General features: G+C 43.9%; 9 protein-coding genes and 2 pseudogenes. 7 read left to right on the top strand and 4 right to left on the bottom strand.

Annotated features, from left to right (window positions below; genetic code table 11):
• Positions 1-226: 226 nt before the first annotated feature.
• The gene (locus ACLROL_RS08130) at positions 227-1516 is read left to right on the top strand and encodes an aminotransferase (RefSeq protein WP_087201450.1); all 1290 of its coding nucleotides are present in this window, start codon (positions 227-229) and stop codon (positions 1514-1516) included.
• Positions 1517-1670: 154 nt separating this feature from the next.
• Here the strand turns inward: ACLROL_RS08130 and ACLROL_RS08125 are convergent, their stop codons facing one another.
• A complete protein-coding gene (locus tag ACLROL_RS08125; RefSeq protein ID WP_413067664.1) occupies positions 1671-5942 on the bottom strand; it encodes an acyl-CoA dehydratase activase-related protein in 4272 nt (1423 codons plus the stop codon).
• A 206-nt stretch (positions 5943-6148) separates the two neighbouring features.
• On the opposite strand from ACLROL_RS08125, the gene ACLROL_RS08120 reads away from it, so the two are divergent.
• Together ACLROL_RS08120 and pyk are read left to right on the top strand one after the other, a co-directional pair.
• Positions 6149-7015, top strand: a complete 867-nt coding sequence (locus ACLROL_RS08120; RefSeq protein ID WP_087210688.1) for a rhomboid family intramembrane serine protease — start codon at positions 6149-6151, stop codon at positions 7013-7015.
• Positions 7016-7046: 31 nt separating this feature from the next.
• Positions 7047-8483, top strand: coding sequence for a pyruvate kinase (pyk, locus tag ACLROL_RS08115; RefSeq protein ID WP_413067663.1), 1437 nt, complete (start codon positions 7047-7049; stop codon positions 8481-8483).
• Between the two features lie 97 nt (positions 8484-8580).
• Here the strand turns inward: pyk and ACLROL_RS08110 are convergent, their stop codons facing one another.
• Positions 8581-9447, bottom strand: a complete 867-nt coding sequence (locus ACLROL_RS08110; protein ID WP_405121555.1) for an IS3 family transposase — start codon at positions 9445-9447, stop codon at positions 8581-8583.
• 32 nt (positions 9448-9479) lie between these two features.
• The gene (locus tag ACLROL_RS08105) at positions 9480-10157 is read right to left on the bottom strand and encodes a helix-turn-helix domain-containing protein (RefSeq protein WP_087213692.1); all 678 of its coding nucleotides are present in this window, start codon (positions 10155-10157) and stop codon (positions 9480-9482) included.
• Between the two features lie 67 nt (positions 10158-10224).
• Here ACLROL_RS08105 and ACLROL_RS08100 point away from each other — a divergent pair, with 67 nt between their 5' ends.
• Positions 10225-10422 (top strand): DUF4432 family protein, encoded by a 198-nt coding sequence (locus tag ACLROL_RS08100; protein ID WP_413067665.1) that lies wholly within the window; start codon positions 10225-10227, stop codon positions 10420-10422.
• Positions 10423-10585: 163 nt separating this feature from the next.
• Here ACLROL_RS08100 and ACLROL_RS08095 read toward each other — a convergent pair whose 3' ends face one another.
• On the bottom strand, positions 10586-11197 hold the full coding sequence (locus tag ACLROL_RS08095; protein WP_413067662.1) for a PepSY domain-containing protein: 612 nt from the start codon (positions 11195-11197) through the stop codon (positions 10586-10588).
• 335 nt (positions 11198-11532) lie between these two features.
• On the opposite strand from ACLROL_RS08095, the pseudogene ACLROL_RS08090 reads away from it, so the two are divergent.
• The 3 genes and pseudogenes from ACLROL_RS08090 to ACLROL_RS08080 all read left to right on the top strand — a co-directional run bounded on the left by ACLROL_RS08090 (position 11533) and on the right by ACLROL_RS08080 (position 13856).
• Positions 11533-12332 (top strand): annotated as a pseudogene (locus ACLROL_RS08090) (MerR family transcriptional regulator).
• Positions 12329-13144: an ABC transporter ATP-binding protein gene (locus ACLROL_RS08085; RefSeq protein WP_413067661.1), complete on the top strand. Its 816-nt coding sequence runs from the start codon at positions 12329-12331 to the stop codon at positions 13142-13144. The pseudogene ACLROL_RS08090 and the gene ACLROL_RS08085 overlap by 4 nt, the downstream one beginning before the upstream one ends.
• Positions 13141-13856 (top strand): annotated as a pseudogene (locus ACLROL_RS08080) (ABC transporter permease). The gene ACLROL_RS08085 and the pseudogene ACLROL_RS08080 overlap by 4 nt, the downstream one beginning before the upstream one ends.
• Positions 13857-13873 lie beyond the last annotated feature (17 nt).

The following is a 13873-nucleotide window of genomic DNA, read 5'->3' as shown; positions in this document are numbered from 1 at the left end:
CCCGTACGTACGGTTCAACGGGAGGGGCGAGATTTTACTCTCCCTCTACCCTATTATATAAAAATGAATGAAAGACCTTTTTGAAATTCATTTTTTTGTATTTTCTGCATAAATTTTAACTAAAATGGGAATAATTTGCAAGAAACGGTTGACGTAGAGTCAAATCATGGATAAAATAGGTAACAGTGAAATGAAGTAGTGAATAATGATGAAGGGCGGTAGGAGCATGACAGCTTATAAGGATTTGAGCAAAGAAGAGTTAAAAGCGTTGAAGAGGGAATTGACGAAACAGTTTGAGGAGGTCAAGGCAAAGGGACTGAAGCTTGATATGTCTCGTGGAAAGCCTTCTACAGAGCAGCTGAATCTTTCTATGGGGATGATGGATGTTTTGACGAGCAGTACGGATCTTGTCTGCGAAGAGGGCGTTGATTGCCGGAATTATGGTGTTCTTGACGGGATCAAGGAGGCGAAGCAGCTTCTTGCAGACATGATGGAAGTGCCGAAGGACAATATCGTAATTTTTGGAAACTCCAGCTTGAATGTCATGTATGACACGATTGCGCGTTCTATGACGCATGGTGTCATGGGAAGTACGCCGTGGGCAAAGCTTGACAAGGTAAAATTCTTATGTCCGGTTCCGGGATACGACCGCCATTTTGCGATTACAGAGCATTTTGGTATCGAGATGATCAATGTTCCGATGACTCCGACAGGACCGGATATGGATATCGTGGAGGAGCTTGTAAGCAGTGATCCGGCTATCAAAGGTATCTGGTGTGTGCCGAAGTACTCCAATCCGCAGGGAATCACATATTCTGACGAGACAGTACATCGGTTTGCAAAATTGAATCCGGCAGCAGAGGATTTCCGTATTTACTGGGATAATGCGTACGGTATTCATCATTTATATGAGGATAAGCAGGATTATCTGATTGAGATTCTCATGGAATGTAAAAAAGAGGGTCATCCGGATATGGTTTATAAATTCTCATCTACATCCAAGATCAGTTTCCCGGGTTCCGGTATCGCGGCGATTGCAGCATCGGATGCCAATCTTGTGGAAATCCGTGAGCAGATGAAGATCCAGACCATCGGACATGATAAGCTCAATCAGCTTCGCCATGCGAGATATTTTAAAGACATCCATGGCATGGTAAAACATATGAAGAAACATGCAGCCGTCATGAGACCGAAATTTGACGCTGTGCTGGAAACACTTCAGAAAGAGCTTGGAGGTCTGGAGATTGGTTCCTGGCTGGCTCCGAGAGGAGGTTATTTTATCTCCTTTGATTCTCTTGATGGATGTGCGAAGGCGATTGTTGCAAAGGCAAAGGAAGCGGGTCTTATTATGACAAATGCCGGAGCAACCTATCCGTACGGAAAGGATCCGCATGACAGCAATATCCGTATTGCTCCGTCTTATCCAACATTGGAAGAGATTAAACTTGCAATGCAAGTATTTACGTTGAGCGTAAAACTTGTGAGTGTAGAAAAATATCTGAAATCTGCAAAATAGAGCATCTGTAAAAGCTCCCTCCGGAGCGGCGGTTTTAGAAAACTGTCATTCCTGGAGGGAGTTTTTTTATTGCATCATAAAAATGGAAAATCCAATAAAAAATGCTGCCCGGCACTGAGCCGGACAGCGAGATAATGAACTATATTTATTCTATTTATTCTGCTTGCTGAGCCTGAAGTTCTTTTTCAAGGTTTTTGTTTGCAGTGGAGAGCATCAGCTTGATTCGGTTCAGCTGATTTACCTCACTTGCGCCCGGGTCATAGTCGATAGCGACAATATTGGATTCTGGATGGAGCCGCCGAAGCTCCTTGATGACGCCTTTTCCGACTACGTGATTTGGAAGACATGCAAACGGCTGTGTACAGACGATATTTTTCGCTCCAGTCTCTATAAGTTCCAGCATTTCTCCGGTTAAGAACCATCCTTCCCCAGTCTGATTTCCAAGAGAGACAATCTCCTTTGCCATGGATGCAAGATGCTGGATCGAGGATGGCGGTGTAAACCGCTCGCTCTGCTTATATGCCTGTACAGCAGGTTTCCGGAACCATTCGATAACCTTGATCCCAAGGTTTGCGAGCCTTGCAGATGACTTTTTCATGCCCAGGTGGGTATGCTTGAAATTGGAATTGTAGAAACAGTACAGAAGGAAGTCCACAAGATCTGGAACGACTGCTTCTGCACCTTCGTGTTCCAAAAGTTCCACAAGGTAATTGTTTGCTGCCGGAAGGAACTTGACGAGGATTTCCCCTACAACTCCCACGCGTGGCTTTTTCACATCCGTGATCGGAAGTGTGTCAAAGTCATGGATAATCTGACGGCAAAGTTTTTTGAACCGACGTCTGGAAGGATATCCTTCAGAGACAAATTTCCGGCAGACAGCTGCCCATTTTTCGTACAACGCATTCGCTGAACCTGGTTCAGATTCATACGGACGAACCCGATAGAGACAACGCATAAAGATATCGCCCAGTACAGCTGCATACACACCACGCAGTGCCAGCATTGGAGTGATCTTAAATCCAGGATTTTTCTCCAGACCGCTTAAGTTGATGGAGATAACCGGGATATGGCTGTAACCGGCTTTTTTCAGAGCCCTTCGGATGAAACCGATATAGTTGGAAGCACGGCATCCGCCGCCGGTCTGGGAAATGATGACAGCCAGTTTATCGGTGTCATATTTTCCGGAAAGGATAGCCTCCATAATCTGTCCTACAACCATCAGAGATGGATAGCAGGCATCGTTGTTTACATATTTGAGTCCTACATTGACCGCATCTTTATTGTCGTTTGGAAGTACTTCGATCTTGTAGCCAGAAGCTTGGAAAGCCGGCTCGATGAGGTCGAAGTGAATCGGGGACATCTGCGGACAGAGGATGGTGTACTGTTCTTTCATTTCTTTGGTAAACGGTACTTTTTCAATAGCCGCAGAGTGGATTTCCCGCTTTTCCTTCTTGGAATCCCGCACACGGATGGCGGCAAGAAGAGAACGGATACGGATCCTTGCGGCGCCCAGGTTATTAACCTCGTCGATCTTCAGGGAGGTATAGATTTTACCGGAACCTGTCAGGATGTCGGCCACCTCATCGGTAGTGACGGCATCCAGACCGCAGCCAAAAGAATTCAGCTGGATGAGATCCAGGTTTTCTGTCGTCTTTACGTAATTTGCTGCGGCGTACAGACGGGAATGGTACATCCATTGATCCATGACGTTAAGTGGACGTTCTACCGGATTTAAGTGGGAGACAGCATCTTCTGTCAGAACCGCAATACCATAGGAAGTAATAAGCTCCGGTATCCCGTGGTTTACTTCAGGATCATAGTGATATGGTCTTCCGGCCAGCACAATCCCATGTCTTCCCGTTTTCTCAAGATAAGCGAGTGTTTCTTCGCCTTTTTTGCGGACATCTTCCCGGCAGTGGGTAAGCTCTTCCCACCCTTTGTGGGCGGCAGCTCGAATTTCTGATTCCGGGATGCCAAATTTTTCTCCGAAAATCTGAATCAGCCGTGTAGTAAGAATCTCTTCGCTTGAAAGAGCAAGGAAAGGATTCATGAAATCTACTTTGCCGTGGATGATCTCATCCATATTGTTTTTGATGTTTTCCGCATATGATGTTACGATCGGACAGTTATAATGGTTGTTTGCATCCGGGAACTCGTTGCGTTCGTATGGAATGCAAGGATAAAAGATCCGATCTACACCTTGCTGGATCAGCCATTCTACATGCCCATGTGCAAGCTTGGCCGGATAACATTCGGATTCACTTGGGATGGATTCGATGCCCAGCTCATAGATCTTCCGGGTGGAAGGAGGAGAGAGCACAACAGAGAATCCAAGTTCTGTAAAGAATGTAAACCAGAGTGGATAATCTTCATACATGTTGAGTACTCGGGCAAGACCGATAGTTCCTCGTGGCGCATCTTCTTTTGCCAGCGGCTTGTAGCCGAAGTAACGGTTGTTCTTGTATTCGAATAAATTCGGAATATCTGTGTTTGTCTTTTCTTTTCCAAGACCACGTTCACAGCGGTTTCCGGTAATAAATCGTCTTCCGCCTGTGAATTTATTGATTGTCAGGCGGCAGTGGTTGGCGCAGCGCTGACATTTGGCCATGGATGTTTCATATGTAAGGTTTTCGATCTCCTCGATGGAGAGCATTGTCGTTTCCTTGCAGCCGCAGGAGTGATATCTTTCCCGCGCAATAAGTGCAGCGCCGAATGCCCCCATGATTCCGGCGATATCCGGCCGCACGGCCTGACAGTCGGCGATCTTTTCAAAGCTGCGCAGAACTGCATTGTTATAGAAGGTACCGCCCTGCACGACAATATTTTTTCCCAGTTCTGAGGCGTCTGATACTTTGATTACCTTAAAGAGGGCATTTTTGATGACGGAGTAGGCAAGTCCGGCAGAAATGTCAGCCACCGATGCGCCCTCTTTCTGTGCCTGCTTTACCTTGGAATTCATAAATACGGTGCACCGTGTGCCAAGATCGATGGGATGTCTCGCGTAGAGGGCTTCATCTGCAAAGTCTTCTACCGTATAATTCAATGATTTTGCAAAAGTTTCGATAAAAGAACCGCAGCCAGAAGAACAGGCCTCATTAAGCTGTACACTGTCAACAGTGTGGTTTTTGATCTTGATACATTTCATATCCTGACCGCCGATGTCCAGGATACAGTCCACATCCGGTTCAAAGAAAGCGGCGGCATAGTAATGGGAGACTGTCTCCACTTCCCCCTCGTCCAGAAGGAAAGCGGCTTTCATAAGAGCCTCCCCGTATCCGGTGGAACAGGAGTAGGCGATCCGTGCTCCTCCCGGGAGTTTGGAATAGATATCCTTGACAGCAGTAATGGTGGTGGCGAGAGGATCCCCCTCATTTCCGTGATAGAAAGAATAAAGAAGCGTACCGTCTTCTCCCACGAGAGCTGCTTTTGTGGTGGTAGATCCGGCATCGATACCGAGATATACATTGCCTTTGTATGTGGCGAGATCTCCCACTGGTACTTGATGCTTTTCGTGGCGTTCCTTGAATTCTGTATAGTCCTTTTCAGAAGCAAACAAAGGTTCCAGACGCTCTACCTCAAAATCCATCTCAATATGATTTGCAAGGCGTTTTTGAAGTTCCATAATCGGGATGTCGAGATCCCTCTTGGAGTTTAATGCTGAGCCGACCGCCGCAAAAAGATGGGAGTTTTTAGGAGCGATCGTATGCTCGTCATCCAGCTTCAGTGTCCGGATGAAGGACTGGCGCAGTTCCGACAAAAAGTGAAGAGGACCGCCGAGGAAGGCTACATGTCCGCGGATTGGTTTGCCGCAGGCAAGGCCGCTGATTGTCTGGTTGACGACCGCCTGAAAGATGGAAGCAGCAAGGTCTTCCTTCGCAGCGCCGTCATTGATCAGAGGCTGAATATCTGTCTTTGCAAAGACACCGCAGCGTGCAGCGATGTCATAGATGGCTTTGTAGTTTTTGGCGTACTCATTCAAACCGGTGGCATCTGTCTGCAGAAGAGAGGCCATCTGATCGATGAAAGAACCGGTTCCTCCGGCGCAGATCCCATTCATACGCTGCTCTACATTTCCATTTTCGAAGTAGATAATCTTGGCGTCTTCCCCGCCAAGTTCAATGGCCACATCGGTCTGGGGCGCATAGTCCTGCAGGGCTGTGGAAACCGCGATGACCTCCTGGACAAACGGTGTGCCCAAATGTTTCGCAAGAGTAAGACCACCGCTTCCCGTAATGACAGGAGACACGTGGATAGCCCCGAGTTTATACACCGCTCTCCCCAAAAGATCAGAAAGGGTTTCCTGAATATTGGCATAATGACGTTCATAATCTGAAAACAAGAGTTCATTCTGTTCGTCCAGGACAGCGATCTTGACAGTTGTGGAACCAATGTCAATGCCCAGTGTAAATAAATCCTTTTGACTCATATGTGATACTCCTTTGCTGTTTGTAGGAAAAAATTTCTACCTAATTATATGTGTTTTGCAACAACGATATATTATACGACAAAACAATACAAGATACAATAAAATATTATGAAGGAAGCGTAAATTTCTTGTAAACTCCAAGAAGTACATTGACAAATATACGGCCAGACGATACAATGAAAACCGTATATGAAAGGAGAGACTTTATGAATTGGATTTCCAGAATGGAGCGCAGATTTGGCAGGTTTGCGATCCCAAATCTGATGTATTACATTATCATTTTGTACGGGATCGGATTCGTGCTGCATTATGTCAATCCGTATTTTTATATCCAGTATTTATCCTTGGATGCATCGGCCATTTTGCACGGGCAAATCTGGAGGATTTTGACATTTTTGATTCAGCCCCCTTCTTACAATTTATTATATCTGGTAATTGCCCTTTATTTTTATTATATGCTTGGAAATGCCCTGGAACAGACGTGGGGAGCGTTCCGTTTTAATTTGTATTTTTTTGCAGGGGTTCTGTTTCATGTGCTTGCCGCGATTGTCATTTATCTGCTAACCGGTGCAGTCTACATGCTGAACACGACATATCTCAATCTGTCGCTGTTTTTTGCGTTTGCCGCGCTGTATCCGGACATGCAGTTTCTGCTTTTTTTCATTCTCCCGGTCAAGGCAAAGTGGCTCGCATGGGTGGACGGAGCATTTTTTATATGGACCATCGTCCAGGCGTTTCTGCCTGCATACGGAGGGGTCAACAGTGCGTATAAAGTATATGCGCTGGCAGCGGGAATTTCAGTTCTTAACTTTTTTATATTTTATCTGTCTTCCAGAAACTTTGCAAAATATTCTCCGGGACAGAAAAAACGGAGTCGGCAGTTTAAAAAGAAGATGCGCACGGAGAATCGTTATGCTGCTCAGGCAGACGGACGTGTCCCGAAACACCGGTGTGCGGTTTGCGGGCGGACAGAGCTGGATCATCCGGAACTTGAGTTTCGGTATTGTTCCAAATGTAATGGAAACTATGAATATTGCCAGGACCATCTGTTTACTCATCAGCATGTAAAGTAGAGGAAAAGGACAGAAAAAGGAGGAAAAAAAGATGAAGAAGACAAAAATCGTCTGTACAATGGGGCCAAATTCCAACGATGAGAACGTTATGCGCAGCCTTGTGAAGAGTGGAATGGATATTGCCAGATTTAATTTCTCCCACGGAGATTATGAAGAACATAAATATCGGATGGATCTTCTCAAGAAGATCCGTGAAGAAGAACACCTTCCGATTGCGATTCTCTTGGATACAAAAGGTCCGGAGATCCGCACAGGAAAACTCAAAGACGGGAAAAAGGTTATGCTTACCGAAGGAAGTGACTTTGTCCTTACGACAGAAGAAGTCATAGGAGACGAAAACAGAGTTTCCATCACATACAGTGGACTCACAGAAGATGTCACACCTGGGAAAAAGATTTTAATTGACGACGGACTGATCGAACTGGAAGTAAAGAGTATCCAGGGATCTGATATCGCTTGTACAGTTTTGAATGGTGGAGAACTGGGCGAGAAAAAAGGTGTCAATGTCCCGAACGTGCCGGTACGTCTCCCGGCTATCACGGAAAAAGACAGAGAAGACTTGAAATTTGGTGTGGAACAGGGAATTGATTTTATCGCGGCATCTTTTGTGCGCAATGCGGAATGTATCATTGAGATCAGAAGCTGGCTTCGTGAGCTGAAAGCGCCGTATATTCCGATTATCGCCAAGATTGAAAATGCGGAAGGAATCAAAAATATTGATGAGATCATCCGGTGTGCAGACGGAATTATGGTGGCAAGAGGAGATATGGGCGTGGAAATTCCAGCTCAGGAAGTGCCGTATATTCAGAAAGAGATCATACGTAAATGCAACGACAATTTTAAACCGGTTATCACGGCCACACAGATGCTGGACTCCATGATAAGAAATCCTCGTCCAACCCGTGCGGAAGTGACAGACGTAGCCAACGCCGTTTACGACGGGACGGATGCGGTCATGCTCTCCGGCGAGACGGCACAGGGAAAATATCCGGTGGAGGCACTGAAGATGATGGTTCAGATCGTGGAAAATACGGAAAGCCATCTCGATTACGAAGTAATGCTCAAGAAAGCCCAGAAACATAGGACCAGCAGTATATCCAGCGCGATAGGATTTTCGGCGGTAGCTACGGCGGCAAATCTCAGCGCAAAATGTATTGTTGCGCCGACGATGTCAGGAGCAACGGCAAAAGTGGTATCAAAGTTTAAGCCAAAGGCATGTGTTGTCGGTGTAAGTCCGGATGAGGCCACACTCCGGAGAATGCAGATCTACTGGGGAGTCCGTCCGCTCAAATCCATTCGTCTCAATTCTATGGAAGATGTGTGTGAAAATGCGATTGAGATGGTAAGAGTAAAACAATATGTAGAACCAGGGGATATTGTTGTTCTCACAGCGGGTCTACCTGCACAGAGCGGCGCATTTTCAAACAACGGAAGAAGCAATATGATGCGTATCGCTGTCATTGATTAACAATATGGGACATGCCGGAATGGTGTGCTACCCGTCAAGTAGACAATGAAAAAAATATAAAATTTTTGTGTTGCCCGGTTTGTGCCGGGCAATATTTTTATGCGGCTAATAACCGTTCATGAAATTCAAACGGTGTTAATACATCAAGGCCCCTTTGCGGGCGGTCATTTATGTAATAGTCTATATATGCCGTTATCGCTTGTACAAGCTCCTCTCTGGTATGATACTTCTTCCCATAATACATTTCGCGTTTTAGTATCCCCCAGAATCCCTCCATAGGTCCATTATCCGTACAGTGCGCCACTCGGGACATGCTCTGTATCATTCCCGCATCTACCAGCTTTTGGTGAAATACACGGGAGGTATATTGGAATCCCCGGTCACTATGAAAGATTGGATGAGCTCCCGGATTGTTCTTTACTGCCAGATCGAAAGTATCGAATACAAGCTGATTGTTATTGTGATCGCTTAACACATATGCAACCGGACGATGATCACATAAGTCCAGAATCACACTCAGGTATAGCTTATGGATATGGTCAAATGAAGTGCCATACTTAAACTCTGTTACATCAGTTACCCATTTCTTGTTCAGACTATCTGCATGAAAGTCTCTGTTTAAAATATTTTCTGCGATAAAAGCTGGATTTTTCGATGGTCTGGTACAGCCGTCATAACGATATTTTAAGTTTGACCTTATTTGCTGTTTCCTGCATATACGCAGGATCCTCTTATCATTTACTTTGATGCCATTATCGTGGCGGAGTTTGTCATTCAATCTCCGATATCCCATGTCAGGATGTTCTTGATGGATTGCTTCCAACCGGTCGGAAATCTGTTTGTTCAGCCGGTCATTTGCTGTTTCTATACGGTTCAGCCATTTGTAGTAAGCCGCTCTTGTAATGCCGCCAAGTTTACATAAGGACCGGATCGAATAATGGTGTTCTTCATGTTCCTCTTTGATTACCTGATAAATGTGTTTGTTTCTCTGCCGGCTCAGCCCCGCCTCCTTTCGATTTCTGCAAGTTTTTTTAGAAAGTCCGCCTCCATTTGTGCGTGTTCTTTTTCTGCCCGCAAGATCCGGTTTTCTGCCCGCAGCTTTTCGAGTTCTGACATTTCCGCTTCTGGTTTTCGTTTTCCGCGTCTGTCACGAAGAGCCTCCACTCCCTGTTTCTCGTATTTTATCGTATAATTACGTGCCTGTTGGTAAGAAATCCCAAACTGTTCTGATGTCTTGGCATAATTATGATCATGGGCGATGCAGTATTGCACGATTTCAACCCGTTCATCGAAGGTGGTTTTTTTCCCTTTGGTCATGATAGCATTTCCTCCTGTTCCGGAAGCTTTTAGCTTCTCATGTCCATTATACTTCAAAACCCACTGTCCGATCGTATTTTCGGAAGGAATGTTATAGGTAACCGCCAGTTCCCTGTAAGATCCTTCTCCGTTTAGATACGCTTCAACAACATCTTTTTTAAAGGAGGCCGAATAAGATTGATTGTGACCTGTTCTGAGGAAAGCGGATTCTCCGAATGCTTTATACTTGTCAACCCATCTTCTAAAAACGGTTTTACCCACTCCAAGTTCGCTGGCGTGTGATAGATAGGATCCGTTTCCTGAAATGTAATCTTTTACAGCCTGCAGCTTCACTTCTGGTAATATTCCTCTAGGCATAATAAAACTCCCCTCCAGATAAACAGTTTTATTATTTCAACTGTCTACCTAAAGGGGAGCATATCAAATCCACTTCGATCCCCAAAAACTGGACAGCTTTACTGAATGGAAAATGATGGGGGTAAGAGACTACGTGCTGGGATTGGAATGTGGAAACTGCTATCCGGATGGCCGAGACGAAATGAGAAAACAAAAAAGACTCAAATTTGTCGAACCAGAACAAAAACTGGACTATACGGTACAGATAGAATTGTATGAAAAATAACAAAAATTTAGAAAAACAAAGAACGGGGACGTGTTCCGACTGATCGGAACACGTCCCCGTGATTTTTATTGAATTTCCGCGGTTTACTGACATTTTCTGGATTTCTACTTCGTGTACCTGCTAGTCGGAACACGTCCCCATATCATCTGTAAAACCCTTAGACTTACAGGTTTTCTTCGCTCCATTTTAGAAATGTGCCTGTATTTGCGTCAATTTCAAATTCGTATTCTTTTTGCTGATAGATGATATCTCCTTCGTAAGTGTATTTGCCGTCATCAAATTCCAGTTCCATTTTTAAATCAGTTTCGGAGGCTCCAGGTACTCTGTCCAGAGCGGCTTTTTTTGCATCTGCCTCGCTGATTTTTACGTTTGCATTGTTTGTAGTTTGTGTATTCTGCTGCTGGGTGTCATCGGTTGTGTTGGTATTATTATTTTGGGCCGTATTTCCTGTGTCGGTGGCACCATTCTGATTTTGCTGGTTTGCATAGTTTTCATCGGTGTCAACATCAGAGCTTAGGATTTCGCCGTTTTTTGCGTTGATTTCGTAGTCATATTCTTTTTCATTTACATCAAATTGTACATCATAGATTGTCATTCCGTCATCTCTGTCTTTGGAGACACGGATTCTTGTGGCATCGGATTCCTGAACGCCTGCGTTTTCCAGAGCTACTTTTTTAGCTTCGGCTTCGCCGATATCTTTTCCGCTTCCGCATCCTGCTGCGAGACCAAGTAATGTTGCAGAGATAAGTGCTGTTAAAATATATCTTTTCTTCATAATAAATTCTCCTTTCGCCTTCCGGCTTGTTTTTTGTTTCTTGTTTGTTGTTGATTAAACTATAGGATTCCAAGATTAAAGGAAGATTAAATCTCAAAACTTTTTAAATTTTTTTTGAGAAGGATTTTTCATTAAAAAAGTGCCGAGAAACAGCGGAAATACGTTGCTTTTCTATTTTTATTTAACAGTAATTCCCAAATTTTTCCTCAAATGTTCGAAAGGCAGGTACCCGTATTTACCGCGTGTCATGTCCTTAAGGTTGTCTTTTCTCAAATATAGTATTGCTCGTGACGCAGCGTAATGATCTATAATATGTGTCAGGAGGCGAAATGATTATGGCAAAATACAGAGCAATACCGCCGGGGTTTATGACAGTTGGAGAAGTGGCAAAGAAAATGGGCGTTACCGTCCGTACTTTGCAATACTACGATAAAGAAGGGCTGCTTTCCCCATCAGCAGAAAGCGAGGGAGGGCGAAGGCTTTATACAGATAAGGATTTGATTACCCTTCATCAGATTATATCTTTGAAATCACTGGGGTTTTCTTTGGACGATATAAAACAACATCTGATTTCTTTAGAGACACCTTCCGATGTTGCAAACGCTCTTACAGAGCAGGAAAATAATATACGTAAAAAAATAGATCAGCTGACCGCTTCTTTGACGGCGATAGAACAGTTAAAAGCAGAAGTGCTGCAAATGAAGACAGTAAATTTTAAAAAATATGCGGATATTATCGTCAATCTGCAGATGAACAATGAATTTTACTACCTCATTAAGCTCTTCGACGATGATACGCTTGACCATATACGCGGTCAATTTGATAAAAAAAGCGGGTTGGACTTTATGGAAAGATTTAACCATTTGAGTGATGAAATTGTACGGTTAAAAAAAGACAATGTGCTGCCTGAAAGCGAAAAAAGCCAACAGATTACAAAAATGTATTGGGAATTGATCATGGAGTTTACGAACGGAGATATGAGCATGCTGCCCAAACTGATGGAAATTGGACAGATTGATACTGCAGCAAATGCATGGGAAGAAAAGCAAAAAATCGTGAACGATTATTTAGAGCCAGCTTTGCAGGTGTACTTTTCCAGGCTCGGACCAATCCGTTTGAGGAGGCAAAAAAATGAGAAGTGCTATACAGGTTTGTGAATTAAAGAAAAGTTATGGCAGCCATGTGGTTCTCAAAGGACTTGATTTTCAGGTCGAGCCAGGAGAGATTTTTGCCTTGCTTGGCGTAAACGGAGCAGGAAAGACAACTGCTTTTGAATGTATCGAAGGTTTGAGAACTTATGACAGCGGTATGATCACGGTAAACGGTAAAATGGGGATTCAGTTACAATCATCATCTTTGCCTTCTCACATGAAACCAATGGAAGCTGTAAAACTGTTTGCGAAATGGAATAAGGCAAAGATTGACGATGTTATGATTGAGAATCTCGGTATAAAAGAAATGGAAAAGAAACAATATATCCAGCTGTCAACAGGGCAAAAAAGGCGATTACACCTCGCTCTTGCACTTGTCGGCAATCCGGATATTATTTTTCTTGATGAGCCAACGGCGGGAGTTGATGTGGAAGGCAGGCTGTCACTGCACGAACAAATCCGAAAACTTCAATCCAAAGGCAAAACGATTGTGCTAGCAAGCCATGATATGGCGGAAGTAGAAACATTATGCGACCGTATTGCAATTTTGAATGGCGGCAAGATTGCTTTTTGTGGTACGGTTTCGGAGCTGACCGAAAAAGTTGGGAAAAAATACCGTATTCATATCAAAACGCAGCAAGGGATCAACACTTTTGAAACGGATAATATAGAAGATGCCTTACTTTCCCTGCTCGGAGAATTAAAACACAGGGGTATTGGAGTGTTGGATATTAAAGTTGATAGAGGTACACTTGAACAGCATTTTATTGAAATGGCAAGGAGGGAAGGATTATGAGTGGTTTTTTGTATGGCGCTGCGTTACAGTGGAAACTGGATATAAGAAGCAAATCTTTGTTGGTTACCTGCTATATCGTTCCTCTTATTTTCTTCCTTCTCATGGGCGGTATTTTTACATCTGTTATGCCTAAGATGAGAGATACGCTGATACAATCTATGATCGTGATGAGCGTTTCAATGGGAGCATTTATCGGATTGCCGCCATCGCTGATGGAAACTTATGGAAGCGATGTAAAAAAGGTTTATAAGGCAAACGGAGTGCCTTTATACTTAGGTCTTGTCACGATGTTTTTTCCACATTTGTCCATTTGATGATTACCTGTATTATTATACTGCTGTTTGCCCCTGTATTGTTTGAGGCGATTTTACCGATACATTTACCGAGATTTTTTCTTGCGCTTGCCATATACATAGTGGTATCGCTCAGCATTGGAAGTATATTGGGACTGATCGTAAAAAATCAGGCGAAGCTAACAATGATCGCACAGCTTGTATTTTTACCATCTATCCTGCTTTCGGGGATTATGTTTCCTGCTGATTTGCTGCCAAATTTTCTGGAAATGTCAGGACGCATTTTCCCTGCTTTCTGGGGATATAGATTAATGTTGAACAATGGATTTCGGTTTGAAAATCTGTGGTATTTTATAGCTGCATTTTGTGTGGCAGTAATCACATGCGGCATGCTTATATCTCATACTAAAGATATGTAAAAAAAGAGTCTTGGAGT

Origin of the sequence: Sellimonas sp. (assembly GCF_047234585.1) — a bacterium.
Classification (GTDB): Bacteria; Bacillota; Clostridia; order Lachnospirales; family Lachnospiraceae; genus Sellimonas; species Sellimonas caecigallum.
The sequence above is the reverse complement of the archived record's forward strand: the minus strand, read 5'-3'. Positions and strand labels throughout refer to the sequence as shown.

What these genes read in the sequence shown, in the direction of transcription:
- pyk (WP_413067663.1), top strand. Translation starts at nt 7,047, where the DNA reads ATGAAGAAGACAAAAATCGTCTGTACAATGGGGCCAAATTCCAACGAT.
- ACLROL_RS08125 (WP_413067664.1), bottom strand. Translation starts at nt 5,942, where the DNA reads ATGAGTCAAAAGGATTTATTTACACTGGGCATTGACATTGGTTCCACA.
- ACLROL_RS08120 (WP_087210688.1), top strand. Translation starts at nt 6,149, where the DNA reads ATGAATTGGATTTCCAGAATGGAGCGCAGATTTGGCAGGTTTGCGATC.
- ACLROL_RS08105 (WP_087213692.1), bottom strand. Translation starts at nt 10,157, where the DNA reads ATGCCTAGAGGAATATTACCAGAAGTGAAGCTGCAGGCTGTAAAAGAT.
- ACLROL_RS08130 (WP_087201450.1), top strand. Translation starts at nt 227, where the DNA reads ATGACAGCTTATAAGGATTTGAGCAAAGAAGAGTTAAAAGCGTTGAAG.
- ACLROL_RS08085 (WP_413067661.1), top strand. Translation starts at nt 12,329, where the DNA reads ATGAGAAGTGCTATACAGGTTTGTGAATTAAAGAAAAGTTATGGCAGC.
- ACLROL_RS08095 (WP_413067662.1), bottom strand. Translation starts at nt 11,197, where the DNA reads ATGAAGAAAAGATATATTTTAACAGCACTTATCTCTGCAACATTACTT.